The sequence below is a fragment of the Vibrio metschnikovii CIP 69.14 genome, from assembly GCF_000176155.1.
In the GTDB taxonomy this organism is placed as follows: Bacteria; Pseudomonadota; Gammaproteobacteria; order Enterobacterales; family Vibrionaceae; genus Vibrio; species Vibrio metschnikovii.
In genome coordinates this window covers 741,690-758,672 of sequence record NZ_ACZO01000006.1, presented here as the reverse complement: position 1 = coordinate 758,672, position 16,983 = coordinate 741,690, and the positions used below count along the sequence as shown (strand labels likewise).

The 16,983-nt window shown below is 42.4% G+C and carries 17 protein-coding genes; 4 read left to right on the top strand and 13 right to left on the bottom strand.

Annotated features, from left to right (window positions below; all coding sequences use genetic code 11):
• Position 1: 1 nt before the first annotated feature.
• On the top strand, positions 2-1,945 hold the full coding sequence (locus VIB_RS06895; RefSeq protein ID WP_004395245.1) for a PAS domain-containing sensor histidine kinase: 1,944 nt from the start codon (positions 2-4) through the stop codon (positions 1,943-1,945).
• A 97-nt stretch (positions 1,946-2,042) separates the two neighbouring features.
• Here VIB_RS06895 and VIB_RS06890 read toward each other — a convergent pair whose 3' ends face one another.
• Positions 2,043-2,810, bottom strand: a complete 768-nt coding sequence (locus VIB_RS06890) for a substrate-binding periplasmic protein (RefSeq protein ID WP_004395244.1) — start codon at positions 2,808-2,810, stop codon at positions 2,043-2,045.
• 106 nt (positions 2,811-2,916) lie between these two features.
• Positions 2,917-4,464, bottom strand: a complete 1,548-nt coding sequence (locus tag VIB_RS06885) for a DUF3369 domain-containing protein (RefSeq protein ID WP_004395243.1) — start codon at positions 4,462-4,464, stop codon at positions 2,917-2,919.
• Positions 4,465-4,648: 184 nt separating this feature from the next.
• Between VIB_RS06885 and VIB_RS06880 the strand changes: the two genes are divergently transcribed.
• The gene (locus VIB_RS06880; protein WP_040904293.1) at positions 4,649-4,852 is read left to right on the top strand and encodes a CPXCG motif-containing cysteine-rich protein; all 204 of its coding nucleotides are present in this window, start codon (positions 4,649-4,651) and stop codon (positions 4,850-4,852) included.
• Between the two features lie 59 nt (positions 4,853-4,911).
• On the opposite strand, the gene VIB_RS06875 is transcribed toward VIB_RS06880, so the two are convergent.
• Positions 4,912-5,520, bottom strand: a complete 609-nt coding sequence (locus VIB_RS06875) for a riboflavin synthase (protein ID WP_004395242.1) — start codon at positions 5,518-5,520, stop codon at positions 4,912-4,914.
• A 143-nt stretch (positions 5,521-5,663) separates the two neighbouring features.
• Between VIB_RS06875 and VIB_RS06870 the strand changes: the two genes are divergently transcribed.
• Positions 5,664-7,034 carry an MATE family efflux transporter gene (locus VIB_RS06870; RefSeq protein ID WP_004395241.1) on the top strand — a complete coding sequence of 457 codons (1,371 nt, stop codon included), beginning with the start codon at positions 5,664-5,666 and terminating at the stop codon, positions 7,032-7,034.
• Positions 7,035-7,148: 114 nt separating this feature from the next.
• Entirely contained in the window at positions 7,149-8,183 is a 1,035-nt protein-coding gene (locus VIB_RS06865; RefSeq protein ID WP_004395240.1) for a DUF3080 family protein, read from the top strand.
• On the opposite strand, the gene VIB_RS06860 is transcribed toward VIB_RS06865, so the two are convergent.
• The 10 genes from VIB_RS06860 to VIB_RS06815 all read right to left on the bottom strand — a co-directional run bounded on the left by VIB_RS06860 (position 8,180) and on the right by VIB_RS06815 (position 16,976).
• Positions 8,180-9,043 (bottom strand): DNA ligase, encoded by an 864-nt coding sequence (locus VIB_RS06860; RefSeq protein WP_004395239.1) that lies wholly within the window; start codon positions 9,041-9,043, stop codon positions 8,180-8,182. The genes VIB_RS06865 and VIB_RS06860 overlap by 4 nt on opposite strands.
• A 242-nt stretch (positions 9,044-9,285) precedes the next feature.
• Positions 9,286-10,479, bottom strand: coding sequence for a tetratricopeptide repeat protein (locus tag VIB_RS06855; protein WP_004395238.1), 1,194 nt, complete (start codon positions 10,477-10,479; stop codon positions 9,286-9,288).
• On the bottom strand, positions 10,476-11,096 hold the full coding sequence (locus VIB_RS06850) for an energy transducer TonB (protein WP_004395237.1): 621 nt from the start codon (positions 11,094-11,096) through the stop codon (positions 10,476-10,478). Before VIB_RS06850 ends, VIB_RS06855 begins: the two co-directional genes overlap by 4 nt.
• Positions 11,096-11,500: an ExbD/TolR family protein gene (locus VIB_RS06845; RefSeq protein ID WP_004395236.1), complete on the bottom strand. Its 405-nt coding sequence runs from the start codon at positions 11,498-11,500 to the stop codon at positions 11,096-11,098. Before VIB_RS06845 ends, VIB_RS06850 begins: the two co-directional genes overlap by 1 nt.
• Complete coding sequence (locus VIB_RS06840) at positions 11,497-12,042, bottom strand: MotA/TolQ/ExbB proton channel family protein (protein ID WP_040904289.1); 546 nt, start codon at positions 12,040-12,042, stop codon at positions 11,497-11,499. The genes VIB_RS06845 and VIB_RS06840 overlap by 4 nt, the downstream gene beginning before the upstream one ends.
• A 9-nt stretch (positions 12,043-12,051) precedes the next feature.
• Positions 12,052-13,422 carry a MotA/TolQ/ExbB proton channel family protein gene (locus tag VIB_RS06835; RefSeq protein WP_004395235.1) on the bottom strand — a complete coding sequence of 457 codons (1,371 nt, stop codon included), beginning with the start codon at positions 13,420-13,422 and terminating at the stop codon, positions 12,052-12,054.
• Entirely contained in the window at positions 13,422-14,189 is a 768-nt protein-coding gene (locus VIB_RS06830) for a DUF3450 domain-containing protein (protein ID WP_040904287.1), read from the bottom strand. Before VIB_RS06830 ends, VIB_RS06835 begins: the two co-directional genes overlap by 1 nt.
• A gap of 243 nt (positions 14,190-14,432) precedes the next feature.
• Positions 14,433-15,527, bottom strand: a complete 1,095-nt coding sequence (locus tag VIB_RS06825; RefSeq protein WP_004395233.1) for a protein-glutamate methylesterase/protein-glutamine glutaminase — start codon at positions 15,525-15,527, stop codon at positions 14,433-14,435.
• Between the two features lie 77 nt (positions 15,528-15,604).
• Entirely contained in the window at positions 15,605-16,444 is an 840-nt protein-coding gene (locus VIB_RS06820) for a CheR family methyltransferase (RefSeq protein WP_004395232.1), read from the bottom strand.
• Between the two features lie 10 nt (positions 16,445-16,454).
• Positions 16,455-16,976, bottom strand: a complete 522-nt coding sequence (locus tag VIB_RS06815; protein ID WP_110166926.1) for a chemotaxis protein CheW — start codon at positions 16,974-16,976, stop codon at positions 16,455-16,457.
• Between the last annotated feature and the right edge of the window lie 7 nt (positions 16,977-16,983).

Below are 16,983 nucleotides of genomic sequence, written 5' to 3'. Positions count from 1 at the left end.
AATGACACAACAATACACAGAAGCCGTAAGCAATCCTTTTTCAAGTCGGATAGGCAGACGTATCATTATCATTATGGTGATCTTGAGTGGTATTTTAACCCTCACGACAACATTGCTACAAATCTACTGGGACTATAGACAAGAGATCAATGACATCAACCAAAAACATTATGAAGTAAAAAATGTGCATTCCGAGCTTCTCGTTAGCTCACTATGGTCTTACGATTTAGCGCTATTACAACAGCATCTCGACCTATTGGTTAATCTCCCAAAAATTCAATACTTAGAAATACAGTCGGTCCAAACGGTATTGAGCGCCGGAGAAAAAGTGGAAAACTATCCAATCACCGATACTTATCCATTGGTTTATTTCAATCTACCCGATCAGAGCTTTGAAACCATTGGTACGATTTATGTTGAGTCTAATGCAGAAGAAATTTATACCGCCCTCTTTCAACAATTTTTAACGACTTTAGCGATTAACGCGTTTAAAACTCTTTTTGTGTGTGGGATATTATTAATAGTTTTCCATTCCAGCATTAACCAGAGAATATTTCAAATCGTTGAGTATTTACGCCGCTACAATCCAAGGCACCCCGCTTTACCTTTACAGTTAAATAATCATAAATGGGTGATGGAAAAAAATGATGAACTTGATCTTCTTGGTTACGAAGCGAATCGTATTACGGCTAATATCACTAAGCTCTATCAAAATATCCAACAAGAAAAAGAACGACTGGCTGATTTCACACAAGTCTCATCAGATTGGCTATGGGAGACTAATCAACAAGGAGAATTAATTTATTGCTCAGAAAGCATGATAAATATCTTAAGAATCGATCTCGAACAAAAACCTACTTTTAATGACATTGACTGTTTTTATAAAACTAATGACTTATTGATTGCTCTCGAACAACAACGAAATTTTAATCACTGTGAAGTCACTATAGAACAAGCTTCTGGAAAGCAATATCTGATGTTACAAGCCATCGCCCGTTATAAAGATGAGATTTTTATTGGTTTTCGTGGTACGGCATTAAATATTTCCTCACTCAAAAACACTCAACTTCAATTGCATGAGTTAAATGAAAGTCTTGAACAACAAGTCGCCATTAGAACTCACGATCTCGAACTGAGTATGGCGCAATTGAAAGCTACACAAAAACAACTGATTGAAGCTGAAAAATTATCAGCATTAGGAGGCTTGGTTGCCGGTGTTGCCCATGAAGTGAATACCCCTCTTGGTATCTCTGTGACAGCTGCATCCATCATCAACGAAACCGCAATAGCACTCAATCAAGCGTTTTCTAATCAAACGTTGACCAGCACTGAATTTTCAGAATTAATGCAAAGAATGACCTCAAGCGGTCAAATGCTCGAAAACAATTTAAATCGAGCGGCAAAATTGATCCGAGATTTCAAACAAACTGCGGTAGATCAAGTATCTGAAAGTCGCTGCGAATTTGAACTTGTGCAAACCTTAGATGCTTTAATGGCCAGTTTGCATTCCGAGACTAGGAAAATCCCGGTTGAACCGGAAATTATCAGCCCTAGTGGTCCGATAAAAATGAACAGTTTACCGGGTGTGATTACGCAAATTATCACTAATTTAGTACTCAATAGTGTCAATCATGCTTTCGACCAGCAACCTAATGCAAAAATCTCAATTCAGTTATCGGAAATCGATGATAGTATATTAATTGAGTATCAAGACAATGGTTGTGGCGTGGCTCCCCATTTGCATCACAAGATATTTGAACCTTTCTATACCAGTAAAAGAGGTTATGGCGGTTCAGGCCTAGGGTTAAATTTAGTCTTCAACTTGGTCAAGCAAAAGTTAAACGGTGACCTTAAATTTGAATCTGAAGTGGATCATGGTGTTAGATTTATTATTCGTACACCTAAAAAGCTACCATTGATTATTGATGATGGTAAAGAAGAATAGTTTAAAAATATAACATATGGAAAGAAATGTCATTGTAAAAACTACAATCTGGTTAAAGTTACCATACTAATTTTAACCAGATTCATTAAATCAGCCATTATTCAATATATTTCTCTATCATTCTATCAAGCTCACCAGACACTCGTAATTGTTTAATATGTTGATCAAATATAGATTTGATCTCTAGACCATCAAGTATCGAACGTGAAATAAGCATGTGGAATTTATCACCGCTAATTCCCGGAATGCTCACTGCTTTAAGTCCATTGGCGAGATGATCAATACCTTCTGAAGCTTTAAAGCCAGCTAATATTTCATAACGAGCAAGAAAAACGTCACATCGATTTGCTTCTAACATTTTTACAACCTGCTCAAAGGTTCTGCCATTCTTACGTACTTTGCTATCATCAACGCCAAACCCTGTATAATTATATCCTTGTAAGCCACAAGTTCTTAAGTAATCGAGATCTTGCGCAGTTCGGACAGGTAATCCTTCAGGATAAGTGATTGATGAATAAACATAACTAGGTTGAAGGGTATAATAGTAATCGGTTAAGATATAATCTTTATCTCGCTCTTCACTGTAAGCGGCACTTAAAGCGATATCATATCGGCCTAATTTTGTTTCACGTAAACAACGTTGCCATGGTGGTAGATCTACCGTTATCGTTAGGCCTAGTGGCAAGAAAATCGCCTCTAACACATCGATGTCATAACCAATTACTTTTCTCTCTTTTTCAAAATGATAAGGCGGCCAACCGCCACCATCACCACAAATTGCAAGCGATGTTCTTTCTAGTGCCATTGTCCATATGGATAAAAATATACCCGTAAATAATATTACTACGGTAATTATTTTTCTCATCATAACATCCCTGAAATTTAACTGTGCTGTTAATAATTACAATCAATTAAAAACAAGCATTACCATGACTAAGAAATACATGTAAATTAATAATAAGAAAATAAACCTAATCTGGGTGCTGTTCACGAATAGCGATAAAATATCCCCAATTTTCAATTAATAAATTAACTAAATTCGGATCGAAATGTTTACCATTTTGGCTGATTAATTCATTTTTTATATCATCTTCTGACCAAGGCTCTTTATAACTACGTTTAGATCCTAAAGCATCAAACACATCCGCTAACGCGGTGATACGGCCACTGACGGGTATCTGCTCTCCAGCCAATCCATTTGGATAACCGCTGCCATCCCATTTTTCATGATGACTACCTGCAATTTCTTTTGCCTTCACAATCAGTGGACGATTGGATTTACTCAGTATTTCAACACCATAGTCAACGTGCTTTTTCATGATTTCCCATTCATCAGCCGTTAATTTACCTGGTTTATGCAAAATACTATCCGGTATTGCGACTTTGCCTACATCATGCAGTGGTGAACCATTTTTTATCATGTACACCTCCTGCTCGGGCAAGCCACACAGATCGGCCAATTTTTCAGCAATCAGTGAAACACGCTGTACGTGTGCGCCCGTTTCTTTACTTCTTGCTTCTACCGCATTAGCTAGGTTGTAAACCAACTCTTTGGACGTTTCTCGTAAATCAAGCTGTAAATTCAGGTTATTAAAAGTCAGCGCAATATTTTGCATATAGATTTCGAGCAACTGAGCATCCGCTTCTCTCAACTCTTCTAATAAGTTGATATATAATAAGTTTTCAGCCCCTCGACTATCGAGCATATAAAGAATAGCCGCGTCATGAAAATTTTCAGAACGTTGGTTATTTAATACTTGCTGACATCGCCGTGCGACTTCATCGGGTAAATGTGAAAAATCACATTCACTAGAGAGATCAACAAACCCACCTATCGCCGCTAGAGTTAACGCATAAGTTGCGGTACTGTCGGCTTTCGGACGCACCACGCAATAAAAACCAGAAGCAGGTAACTTTAATAGTGACGTAAGCTGATGAAGAACCGATTCGGCATACGCTTTTAATGTTGTGGTATTTTGTACTTGTGCCGATGCTTGAATCACTCGCTTTAATCCCTGTTTTTGTTCTTCGATTAAGCATAAATCGCGATAAGAACGCAGCATCGAATACATTAAAGTACGCAATTTTTGAGTCGTTAATTCGGTTTTTTCTTTATAGTCATCAATCTCATATTGCTGAATGACTTTATCTTCTGGCGCTTGTCCTGCTTGCCCAGTACGTAACACTAAGCGGATATTTTTATTACTGCATTCTCGGCGAATGTACTCCACCAAATCCAACCCCGCGTGCTCTGTCTCCATAACAACATCAATCAGCGCTAGAGCGATGTCTGGGTTATCTTGAAGAACCTGCTTCGCTTCTTTAGCCGATAATGCAGAAAGTAGCTCTAACTTTCTGCATTGAAACGTAAAACCGGACAAAGCGATTTGCGTGATCTGATGGATTTGCTCATCATCATCGACCAGCAATACTTGCCAAGGCTTTATGCTTGCCGTAATCGGGCTTTTTTTCTCGGCACCGGAATTGTCTTGGGAACGATAATCAGCAAATAGATCCATAATAACCATCTTATTGTTTAACGACCTACTTATAGGTTTAGCACATCAACGATGATTTTATATACTCAGAATCCTTCTTAGATAAAGAAGTCTCGATGAGAGCAAACTTTGCACTTAATTTTCTGTTTTAAGCAACTTTACTGGCTAAGATTAACGGTGTGAGAGTAACAGTAAGGAAAGCGATATGAAGAATTTTACGGAGAGAGCGGTACTGTGCCCACACTGTGGGCACACCATTCGCATCACTTTAGATTCCAGTAATGGCAGCCAAGATTTTTATGATGATTGTCCTGCGTGCTGCCATGCTATTCACCTTAATATGCAAGTTAACGAACAGCAAGATTGCATTGATCTTTATATTGATGCTGATGACGAGCAGATTTTTTAATCGAATGGCTTTACCCTGCTTAAGGGCGTGCTCTTCAACACGCCCTTAACACTCAATGACTAAGATTTTTTAGCCAATACGCGCTCAACAGTATCTACAATCGCTTGCGTCTGTGGATCAATTTCAAGATTAATTTTATCGCCAACTTGACGGGTTCCGAACAGCGTTCGCTGTAACGTTTCAGGGATAAGATGGACATTGAAACGGTTAGCTTCCACTTGACCAATCGTTAATGAGCAACCATCAAGACCGATATATCCTTTAGGTAGTACATATTTCATTAGTGATTCCGGGACTTCAAACCACAATGTTTTGTTATGATCAGAGTCGATGATATCAATTAATGTTGCCATATGGATAATATGCCCCGACATTGAATGGCCACCAATTTCATCGCCAAATTTAGCGGCTCGTTCAATATTCACCCTGTCGCCTAATTTCAGTTGCCCTAAATTAGTTAAGCGTAGAGTTTCTTGCATTAAATCAAAAGAGACTCGGTGACCATCAATATTCGTCACCGTCAAACAGCAACCGTTATGCGCCACCGAAGCGCCTATGGTTAAGCCTGTAGACAGCGGCTCTGGAAGCTCAATAATATGAGTTTGAAATTGCGCTTTTTTATCCATAGCGACAAGTTTTGCTGTCCCTTGTACAATACCTGTAAACATAATGTGATTCCGGTAGATTTTCGTGGTGCTTAGTGTGACATTTCTTTATCATTCTCTCTAGACCCTACGTACTCGAAAGTACCCCCCTTTTTATTCTCTTGAGTCACTATTTGACCTAGATTTTCCTTTTTCTGGAGAAGTGTGTGCAACGTTATAAACAAGAAGCCTCAACGTTAGTTAAACTCGCCACCCCTGTACTCATTGCCTCGATTGCCCAAACAGGGATGGGATTTGTTGATACGGTGATGGCTGGTGGCGTGAGTGCGACAGATATGGCTGCGGTGTCCATTGCAGCGAGTATTTGGCTGCCTTCTATCTTATTTGGTATCGGCTTACTAATGGCATTAGTGCCGATTGTCGCTCAACTTAATGGTTCTGGGCGTAAAGAACAGATCGCTTTTGAAATTCAGCAAGGCGCGATATTAGCGTTATGGGTGTCGCTACCGATCATTTTGGTCTTATTTCAAACCAAAATCATTTTGGGTTTTATGGACGTTGAAGAGTTGATGGCACAAAAAACCATTGGTTATATGTTTGCCGTTATGTTTGCCGTTCCCGCCTTTTTGTTATTTCAAACCTTACGCAGTTTCACTGATGGGATGTCATTAACTAAACCTGCCATGGTCATCGGTTTCCTCGGGTTATTATTGAATATTCCACTAAACTGGATCTTTGTGTATGGAAAATTTGGTGCACCAGCTCTTGGCGGTGTGGGATGTGGTGTTGCGACCACCATCGTCTACTGGATTATGTTTTTGATGTTACTGGCTTATGTCGTCACATCGAACCGTTTAGCCCACATTAACTTATTTGCGCAATTTCATCCGCCGAAACTAAAAGCACAACTGCGCTTGTTTAAGTTAGGCTTTCCTGTTGCTGCGGCATTATTTTTTGAAGTAACGCTTTTTGCCGCGGTGGCTTTGTTAGTTGCCCCGCTTGGCTCTTTGGTGGTCGCAGCACATCAGGTCGCGTTAAGTTTTTCTTCATTGGTATTTGTGATCCCGATGAGTATTGGTGCTGCCGTATCGATCCGTGTCGGGCATACCATTGGTCAACATAACCTACCTGGTGCTGCCGTTGCCTCTAATGTAGGGCTAATGGTCGGTGTCGCCGCTTCTTTGTTGACAGCGACTTTTACCCTGATCTTTCGACAAGAGATTGCTTTGCTATACACCAACAATTCCGAAGTCATTACCCTTGCGATGCAGCTACTGATTCTGGCTGGTATTTATCAATGTGTCGATGCTATTCAGGTGGTTGCTGCAGGCGCTTTACGTGGTTACAAAGATATGGCGGCAATTTTTAATCGTACCTTCATTGCGTATTGGATTTTAGGCTTACCGACCGGCTATGTGTTGGCGATGACCGACTGGATTGTTGAGCCAATGGGCGCAAGTGGTTTCTGGATTGGCTTTATTGTTGGCTTAAGCTCTGCGGCTTTAATGCTTGGTTTACGTTTATATTGGATGCAAAGCCAAGATGAAGAGATACAAATGCAATTTGCTGCTAAGTAGCCAAAGACACGGTAGTTTAAAGTAGCAACAATCAAGGCCAAGTGATGACTCTGACTGAACTTGGCTTTTTTATTTTGCGTATATGGATAGAGATGGTTTCGGGAGGGGAAGTCCGTGGATCAGTACCATGTTTGGTCGATAAACAGCCATAAAACATTCACACCGTTACTGTGTGTGATTACCTTAATGATCTTACTCACTGGTTGCGATACCTCTAATCAATCACTTGAGAGTGATTTCTCTACCTACTTAACACGAATTGCCAACGTTCAACAAGCCGAGCGGTTGGCAAATCCCAAAAGGTTATCGCAAACTTTACCGGACAAACGAAACATTGAGCTGACGATCACGCCACTGACTTTAGGCTTACTTGATAGTTATGAACTGAGAAAATGCCAGCTTTTTCAACTCATTGCCCAAAGAAACTCCTCCCTTGGCCGAGTCCAAGATGAATTTCGCGGTTTTGACTACGAGATACAATTATTAAACGGCATCGAACACTGTTTGCAAATAAACTCACTTTCTCAAAGCGTTAGTACACAACTAAAAACGATGGCAGAACTTAAAGGGCAAGATCTCCATAAACATTGGTATAACTTACTCTATACCAGCGTGGCCATGCGTGCGCAGCTCACCAGCCATTCATGGTTAGCCGATAACATCGAACTCAGTGCACTCACTCAAGCGTTAAAAACCTTTACCACCGTTCATGACCATATAGTGCTTAATCAAACCTTACCCGATAGCGTTATTACTCCCTATCAAGAGGTAATTGAAAAGCAGCGTATTTTGGGGGCTCTCAAGTTTTCGCTGGATAATGCAGCCCTCTGGCTCACAGTTACGACTCAGCAATTGCAAGATAACGATAGCGCGATTGTATGTGGTCCAAATCAAGACCGTACTCGTCTCCATTACTTACAAAATGTCTTCAACCGTTATTATGTTGAACGTATTCAGCCGGCATTAACTCAGATTGATAGTGTCTACCTTCAATTAGAAGAGTTCTTCATCATTTTTGAAGCCAACGATAGTATGAAGAGCCACTTTACCGTTCAAGATAGCCACCAACAGTTTCGTGATGCCCTTGCGTCACACGTAGGCTATTGGCAGCAATTATTTCAACGCTGTTCAATCAGCGTTGGCCGTTAACATACGACTTCTCGATTACGCATAAAGCGAGCAAAACGAGGGATTCCTGACTCGGTATAGCCATTGTATTGATAAGTAATTAAACAGCCTATTTCAGGTGGACTTTGACGTAAGCGATCCGTTAAACCACTGCCAATCGCAAATTCAATACCGTCATCCGTTCGCACAATCAGAGCACCGACCATATCGGTATATTTGCCTTTTCCTGGTCGATAACCAATCACTTGGGCTTCTGCATCTTGGTGTTTTTTTAACTTAAGGAGATCATCGCTGCGCCCAGCTTGATAATCAGCAGCAACTCTTCGTAGCATTAACCCTTCGCCACCCAAAGTAAACAGAGTTTCAAGATCAGCAAACAACGTCTGCTCGGATTCAATCGGCTGATGGACGATGTACTGAATGTGTTTCGCGCCGATATTCGTCGTTATCTCAATTAAATGTTGGTATCGTATCCGAAAATTGCCTTCCATTTCGGGCACATCAAACAACATGAAATTGATTTTTTGCCAAGCAACATCCGAAGGCTGTCTATCTAATACTGTTTGCTGAACAAGGGAAAACTGCTCGCGTCCCGCCCACAATTCACCTTCTAACGGGTAGCTGGGCAGCGGTTCGGTAAACCATGAGGGCGCATGGATCGGGTAGCCATTACGAGTGGTGAGTTGTTGCCCATCCCAAATCGCACGAATACCATCCAATTTTTCACTTTGCCAATAATCACCTAACTCAATCCCTTGACGATATTCTTTTGCATAGACAATCGGTAACGGTTGATAATCGGCTGACCAAACTGGCGTAATCGTTATAGTTGGCGCAATAAGTAGTAGCGAGGCGGTAATTAACGAGATTTTATATGACATCACTTATCCTCAAATTTTCACTCTAATGATGCACTAAGCATCTGATTTAAAGATGAGTAAGTATGCCGATATCAGCGTCTATTTGAGCAATAACAAAGGAGAACTAGCGAGGTATTTCACACTAATTGATACCCTACATACACAAGATTCACTCCCCATCTAACCTAAAGCTCATCATAAAATCCAATGACACTCACGGTAGAATAGATGGAGAGCAAAGTAGTGATAAGATCAGTAGAAGCTTAAGAGGCTTGGGGCCTTGAGTTAATTTCACGCAACTGGGTTAAATAGTTAATCCAGCCTTGAGCTTCATTATTGGAAGGTTGTAAATGTTGAGCTCTTTTGGCTTGAGCTAACGCATCATCGAGTCGATTTAACTTATACAGGGCACGGGCACGGGCTAAAGCGACCTCAGGTTGACGCGCTTTATCAGTGACTTTATCCAGTGCGCTTAAAGCTTGTCGATATTCGCCTTGCTGATTATAAAGTAATGAGACGTTCCAATAGTACTTAGCGTCAAATTGCGCGGCTAAAGACCAAGTTTCAATCGCCCTATCCCACTCTTTGGCTCGTTGCCAATAAGAAGCTCGCTCGGTGATCAAATCAAGATCACTGTCAGCATTCTCTATTGAACCAAGAATTTGAGCCGCTCGCTCAGGAATTCCGTTTTGGGCGTACAGTTGAGCAAGCAATCTTAACTCTTGCTGATTGAGCTCAATGCCGTGTAACTTGGCTAAGCCCAAGCTACTCAAGGCTTCTTTCGGTTGTCCGGTACGTAACTCCAAACTCACCAATTGTAGCCACCAACTGCTCTTGTCACTTTCTAAAGCAATCAAGCGCTTTAAGGTTAAAATCGCTGGCTGCCATCGTTCGAGCTGCAGTTGAGCACCAAGTTTCAGAGATAGTGGTGTCACCTCATCGATTGACGTTAGTTGCTCATAGCGATCAATCGACGATAATGTCTTGGCCCATTGCTGCAATTGATAATGAACTTGGCTAATCCTTAACCATAATTCGGTAGTGGTTTGCTTTTCATTACCGTCTTTGATCACTGCTTTTACGAGTTGATAGTAATGCGGTAAGGCGGATTGATATTGTTGATCCATAAGTAATAAATCAGCCAACATTCGACGAGTTGCCCAGCCTTGCTCATCAACCAACTCACCACTATTCACCGCCTCCGTCAACGAACGTATCGCCAAAGAAAGCTGCTCATTTTGCCAATAAAAAACCCCCAGCATACGGTCAAAATACGCTTTATCGTATCCTCGGCTTACTTTGGTTTCTCTTAATAGTTCGATCGCTTCGGCAAAACGCTCTTCTTGAGCGAGTTGATTCGCTTGCAGCGCTTTATTCGCCGCATAAGGGCTGAGTTCTACCGCAAAAGAAGAAGTAGAACCAATCAGCAATAAGTAAACTATCCATCGTCTGATCATTTGGTTAACTTAAACTCCAATTTAATCGTTTGACCGGGTTGAGAAACCGCATGCCCATCCAGCAATTTAGGCTGATATTTCCAACTCCGTAAGGCTTGCATCGCTTCACGCTCAAACATTCGCCGCGGATTGGCGTCCACCACCTCAATATCCGTTGGGCGGCCGGTTTCATCAATCGTAAAACGCAGTAGAACATAGCCTTCAACATTACGTTTTAAAGCACGTGCTGGATAATTGGGTTCAACACGATACAGTGGCAAAGCCTGCTGATTAGCCCCAAAATCACCAAGAGTAGGCACATTGATCGCAATGCCGTTAATCGCCGTATCAAGCCCAAGTGTGGGAACCGATGTTGAGGTTAACGTATTGGTCACTGAACTCTGTTGCTTAGACACTGGAGATTGTGGCGGAGGCTGTGGCGCTTTAGGCTGTTCAGGCACAGCGCGTTGTCGGCGCTGCACCTCTTGCTCTTGCTCAACCATTACCATGGTAAAGCTCAGTGAGTTATTTTGCGTCGGTGAGCGCAAGCCATCGTTATTGATCATCCAAGCCATGAATGAAAATAAGCTCACTGAAATCAAAGCCGCAAAAGGCGTAGCCAGCAATAAACGTAGCATCAGCGCTTCTCCGCCGCCAATGCAATGCTTTTCACGCCCGCGCCTTTCGCCGCATCCATCACTTTGACAACGGTTCCATTGTAAGCATGCTCATCAGCTTGAATCACTAAGGCAGCCTCTGGCTGCTCAAGTAATAAGTGCTCTAATGTCGCCTGCACTCTTTCAACATCAATTTGTCTTTTATCGATATAAATATCGTTTGCTGAGGTAATGGCAACAAAAATACCCGCATCTTTTTGTGCTGTCACATTTGAGGCGGATGGACGATTCACCTCAACACCAGATTCACGGACAAATGAGCTGGTTACGATAAAGAAAATCAACATAATAAACACAATATCCAACATCGAGGTTAAATCGATTTGTGCTTCATCTTGATTGGACGAACGTCGGCCCAGTCTCATCGCTGACTCCTTAAGGATTTTTCTAACTTCAATTCATATAAACGGCACGTTTTCGCCAACCGAGCATAAACAAACATCCCCGCTAAAGCAGCGACCATGCCAGCCATGGTCGGAATCGTCGCCAAAGAGATTCCCGATGCCATCAATTTGGGATTACTGCTGCCTTGAGTCGCCATCACATCAAACACCGAAATCATCCCAGTGACCGTACCCAGTAAACCCAACATCGGAAAAATAGCCACCAACACTTTAATTAAATTAAGGTATTGAGTGAGTTGAATGTGTGCTTGACCCAACCATCCAGAACGAATCGCTTGCGCATGCCATGAATGATGATCGTCACGCGCATGCCATTGTTCAATCCACTGCTTACGCTGCTTAGGAAAGGTAAATAATAAGTACATTATCCGTTCTATCACTAGCAACCAGCAGACCGCGACCACCGCGGCCAACCACCAGAGTACTGTTCCACCCTGAGCCATAAACTCGGAAAGGGGCAGAAAGAGCTTTTGCAATGAAAATAACCCATCTGCTTGATTCATGTTCATCCCTTACGCCGCTGCGTGATTGACGGCTTTTTTGGAATTCGCCGTTAGAGACTCACGTTCTGCTTGCTCAGCAACAAGCCCAATCCCTTGCTTCTCTAAGATGGTACGAATCGTTTCTGCTTGAGAGCTTAAGATATTATGAGCCAGCAATAGAGGCATTGCTGCGACTAGACCCAATACTGTCGTCACCAGCGCCATCGAGATCCCTCCCGCCATGACTTTAGGATCGCCATTACCAAATTGAGTGATTACTTGGAAAGTCTCAATCATTCCGGTAACGGTACCAAGGAGTCCAAGCATCGGTGCTAAGGCAGCAAAAAGCTTCAGCATTGACAGTCCTTTTTCTAAACCAGCTTGCTCATCAACCACCGCCTCAAGTAAACGCAGTTCTAGTGCTTCAACACTGCGATTTTGCTCTTTGTCATAAACCGATAACACTCGGCCTAATGGGTTATTACTGTTTGGCTCAGATTGCTTAAGTTGTTGTTGAATACGTTGTCGAGCCATCGCTAATACAATGCCTCGATAAACCGCAATTCCTAAACCAATCGCGAGTAATACCAAGATGATATTGCCGATCACGCCACCGGCATCAAGGCGTTGCTTTAATGTTGGAGTTAACGCAAGCTGTTCAAATAGAAGACCTTGTGAAGGATCCAATACCAGCGATTGCATTTCTCCTTGTTTAAGATCGGTTAATGAAGAGAAACGCGCACCTTGAGCGGGCTGCTGTTGATAAGCTACCGCGTCTTGACGGCGATTATTCCAACTGACATAACCTTGCTCAGTGACTAAAGCCATCGCACCAAGTCGAACTGCATCCACTTGTTGAGTTCTGCCTTCACCATCAATAAAAGCAATCGTATTCGTGCTAATTTCGCCACTGGCAATCACTTGCTCTTGCATTGCCTGCCATAAACCAATCAATTGCTTCATCGAAGGTAAGGATTGGGCCGCGACAATCTGATCAACCACAGGGGCATAGTGTTGACGATCAACACCCGTTACAGAATCACTTAGTGTCGCTTGTAACTCTTTTCCGTTTTGTCGAACGACACCAAAAATTTCACCTAAACTGCCGGTTTCTAAACGCAGCTTTTCTTCTAGACGAGCAAGACTATTTTCATTTTGGCTAAAACGGGTAGACAGCTTATCGGCTTCTGCTTGTAAGCGATCTCTTTGCGCCATCAGAGCCTTTTTTTCATCGCGTAATTGCTGTTCCGTTTTTTGAAATGTTGCTTCACGCTGAACATTATGACTGCGTTGTACTCGACTCTCATTTTGTGCCTGTTCGGTCAAACCGCTACTTGCATGAACTGGGTGAAGTAATAGTAGGCTTAAACTCAATGCTGCAAGGCCATGCTTAGTGATCATTATTTTGCCTCCGCAGGAGTAAGAGAAACCGGTAGGTAAAGCAGCGTTGGGGCGATTTGCTGATAAGCCAATTGATAGGCGGTATCAATATCCCCTTTCGATTTAATCGATAATGCTTGCCACTGCCCTTGCTTTTGGTCCCAAGACCAATAGCGTGAACCATTACGATTGCGAGCCAATAATGAAACTCGGCCAACGTAAAGAATGTCCGCCTCAATCGTGTCTTTATCAGCTAAGGTGATTCGATCTTGGTAAACCCCTAATTTCGTGCCGTAATCCATCTCGATTTGATACGCTTCAAGAATTCGGCGATATTTCTCAGCATCACTCACATCGGAGCGTGGCATTAACTCTTTGAGTCGCTCAAGGCGCTCTTGGCGAGCGGAAAGACGTAAGGGTTTATCTTCACTGATTAAAACATCTAAACCATCGATCATTTGATACATCAAAGGCACAATCCCCTGACGAGTCTGATGAACCTCAATGATCTGCTCATCTAAACTCGTCATTTCACTTTCCTGACTGGCTACTAGCGAGAGTAAATGATCACGATAAATGGTTAAATTTTTCACTTCTTCATTTAATCGCTCAATGTCCGCTTGAAGAGATAAGGTTGCTTCTGCACTTTTATCGACGTTCTGCTGACTCACCGCTGAAGCGCGATTGGTGGTTTTTTGGATTGTTTTTGCATCATCCAGCACACTGGCATGCGCCGCTAACACGCTTAGCGCTGAAAATAAGATTAGGCTAGGTTTGGTTAAATTCATCGTTGTCATCAATTACCACATGAGAATGCTGACATGTTATTGATAAAGGCTCTCATTATCAACTGTATTTTCAATGAAAATCTGCTCTGGCTGCGATTATAAGCGTAAACAATGTAAAGATAGCCAACGCGGACAGAGATAATAAGCCTCAAAAGACTGACGTTGTTAGTCGATGGCGAGTCAATTACGCCTCATGAGGTTCGATAACGATGAAATTATGGCAACAGCCCCGAGGAAGCACGATCACTTGATGTGCTGAGTAAAACGCAGAATTTGTTTAGGAATGGCGGATAAAGGACAAATAGTCTGCACCGCACCAAGGGCAATCGCCTCTTTCGGCATACCAAAGACGACACAACTGGCTTCATCTTGCGCGACGGTTGACGCACCATGGTCAAACATCGCTTTTAACCCTCTGGCTCCATCATCGCCCATGCCAGTCATGATGATCCCGAGTACATTGCTTCCGGCCTGCTGAGCTGCGGAACGAAACAACACATCGACAGCCGGTTTATGTCGATTGACTAAAGGTCCATCAAACACCTCGACTTTGTATTGAGCACCACTGCGCAACAACTTAGTGTGTTTTCCTCCAGGAGCAATCAATGCGATACCAGGCAGCACTCGATCGCCACTTTTGGCTTCACTGACCGTCATCTGACTCAATGAATTGAGGCGCTCAGCAAACATTGCGGTAAACTTTTCAGGCATATGTTGGACAATCACAATCCCCGGCGCGTGTTTCGGTAAATGGGTTAAAACGTATTCCAAGGCTTGTGTTCCGCCTGTCGAAGTGCCGATGACGACGATTTTTTCACTGCTCAATAATGAATTGATCGGTAATGAAGCTGCTGGCTGAGTCTGAAATTTATGTTCCGTGGATAATGATTTGTCAGAGTGAGATGCTGAAGCATTGAACAAATTTTTAACTTTCGCCTTCGCGGCCCCTCTTACCGCTTGCAGCACTTGATTTGCGCTATCTTCTAAAAAATCTTTTAAGCCCATTTTGGGTTTAGTAATGATCGTAACAGCACCAGCTTGTAATGCCTCTAAGGTCACTTGAGCGCCTTTTTCGGTTAATGTTGAACAGATAATCACCGGTGTTGGTCGCTCAGCCATGATTTTCTTCAAGAAGGTAATGCCATCCATACGTGGCATTTCGACATCCAAAATAATCACATCGGGCCAGTTTTTTTCCATCCGTTTCATGGCAAATAATGGGTCTGCCGCCGCAGGAAGCAAATCGATATCTGGTTGCTCAACTAATATTTGGCTAAGCACTTGCCTGACGACCGCTGAATCATCAACAATCAGGACTTGTATTTTCTTATTTGTCATTAACCTTCCCTATTGAGGCAAAGGAGGAGAGCAATCATCAACGTTAAAGTGTAGTTAACCACTATCATCTTGATTTCTTATAGTTTTTGATAAATCGACGGACTGATTAACTTTAATGGCGCTTTAATCGACTGCAACGTTTCTGCATGACCAATCAACAGGTAACCACCAGGATTAAGCTGACGCTGGATATTATCAATCACTCTTTGTTTCGACGCTGCATCAAAATAAATCATCACGTTACGCAGAAAAATCAGATCAAAATGTCCAAATCGAGCCAAGCTCTCTTGCAAATTAGCCTGCTGAAAAGTGACCCGATCACGTAAAGAACGAATCACTTTGAATGTATTGGCTTTCGCACCGACGCCTTTACGGCAATATTTTTGTAAATAGTGCAACGGAATATTACTACTGCGAGATAAGGGATAAATTCCGCTACTCGCTTGTGCGAGAACTCGGCTGTTGATGTCGGTCGCTACTATCTGCCAAGGTCGTGGATTGTTATCCATTAATAGCATCGCCAGAGAGTAAGCTTCTTCCCCTGATGAGCTTGCCGCACTCCAGCAACGCAGTGTTTGGGGATAATAGTTGGGGATCACCTCTTGTTGTACGAAAGTGAAATGTGCCTCTTCGCGAAAAAAGTACGTTTCATTGGTGGTGAGTAAATCAATCACCACCTGTTGCTCTGCTTTTTTATCAGCACTATCAGGTGCTAAAGCAAAAAAATCAAAATAAGCATCAAAGCTTTTTAAGCCAAGTTGATGTAAACGAACATTAAGTCGACCAATGACCAAAGATTTTTTTGTTACGTTAAGGGAAATCCCCGCTTTTTCATATAACCAACGTTGGTAACGAATGAATGTCTCGTCCGATAGCTGTGGCTGACATTCTGTATACACAGATTCAAGAAAAGCCATACTACACCTCTTAGCTCTTACCGAGCTCCTTGGCTACTTTATCAACCATAGCAAGCTCATCAACTGATAACACTTTATCTTCGGCTAAAATGATAACAAAGTTATCCTGTAACTGAGCCATCGCGCGGATAAAGTCTGTCCGTATCTGGCAACTAAAAGCCGGCGCAGCACGAATATCGCTCATCGGAATATCAATCACCTCTGACACGCTATCCACCAGCACCCCTAAATCTTGGCGCTGATCATCGGTATCGACTTCAATAATGACAATACAGGTTCGTTTCGTGATCGCGCGAGCCTCAATTTGAAAGCGATGTGCCAAATTAATCACTGGAACCACTTCACCACGTAAGTTGATCACCCCTTGAATGAATTTAGGCATACGAGGGATCGGGGTTACTTTTCCGTATTCGAGGATCTCTTTGACATTAAGTATCGCAAACGCATACATCTCTCCGTTCAACAGAAAAGTTAAATATTGCTGATCATTGATACTGGTTGCCAAGTTGGGTGTCGCTAACTGTCCCATCATACGATTC

Excerpts from the sequence above, each read along its gene's own strand:
- VIB_RS06895 (WP_004395245.1), top strand. The coding sequence starts at position 2 with ATGACACAACAATACACAGAAGCCGTAAGCAATCCTTTTTCAAGTCGG.
- VIB_RS06890 (WP_004395244.1), bottom strand. The coding sequence starts at position 2,810 with ATGAGAAAAATAATTACCGTAGTAATATTATTTACGGGTATATTTTTA.
- VIB_RS06885 (WP_004395243.1), bottom strand. The coding sequence starts at position 4,464 with ATGGATCTATTTGCTGATTATCGTTCCCAAGACAATTCCGGTGCCGAG.
- VIB_RS06880 (WP_040904293.1), top strand. The coding sequence starts at position 4,649 with ATGAAGAATTTTACGGAGAGAGCGGTACTGTGCCCACACTGTGGGCAC.
- VIB_RS06875 (WP_004395242.1), bottom strand. The coding sequence starts at position 5,520 with ATGTTTACAGGTATTGTACAAGGGACAGCAAAACTTGTCGCTATGGAT.
- VIB_RS06860 (WP_004395239.1), bottom strand. The coding sequence starts at position 9,043 with ATGTCATATAAAATCTCGTTAATTACCGCCTCGCTACTACTTATTGCG.
- VIB_RS06855 (WP_004395238.1), bottom strand. The coding sequence starts at position 10,479 with ATGATCAGACGATGGATAGTTTACTTATTGCTGATTGGTTCTACTTCT.
- VIB_RS06850 (WP_004395237.1), bottom strand. The coding sequence starts at position 11,096 with ATGCTACGTTTATTGCTGGCTACGCCTTTTGCGGCTTTGATTTCAGTG.
- VIB_RS06845 (WP_004395236.1), bottom strand. The coding sequence starts at position 11,500 with ATGAGACTGGGCCGACGTTCGTCCAATCAAGATGAAGCACAAATCGAT.
- VIB_RS06840 (WP_040904289.1), bottom strand. The coding sequence starts at position 12,042 with ATGAATCAAGCAGATGGGTTATTTTCATTGCAAAAGCTCTTTCTGCCC.
- VIB_RS06835 (WP_004395235.1), bottom strand. The coding sequence starts at position 13,422 with ATGATCACTAAGCATGGCCTTGCAGCATTGAGTTTAAGCCTACTATTA.
- VIB_RS06830 (WP_040904287.1), bottom strand. The coding sequence starts at position 14,189 with ATGAATTTAACCAAACCTAGCCTAATCTTATTTTCAGCGCTAAGCGTG.
- VIB_RS06825 (WP_004395233.1), bottom strand. The coding sequence starts at position 15,527 with ATGACAAATAAGAAAATACAAGTCCTGATTGTTGATGATTCAGCGGTC.
- VIB_RS06820 (WP_004395232.1), bottom strand. The coding sequence starts at position 16,444 with ATGGCTTTTCTTGAATCTGTGTATACAGAATGTCAGCCACAGCTATCG.
- VIB_RS06815 (WP_110166926.1), bottom strand. The coding sequence starts at position 16,976 with ATGATGGGACAGTTAGCGACACCCAACTTGGCAACCAGTATCAATGAT.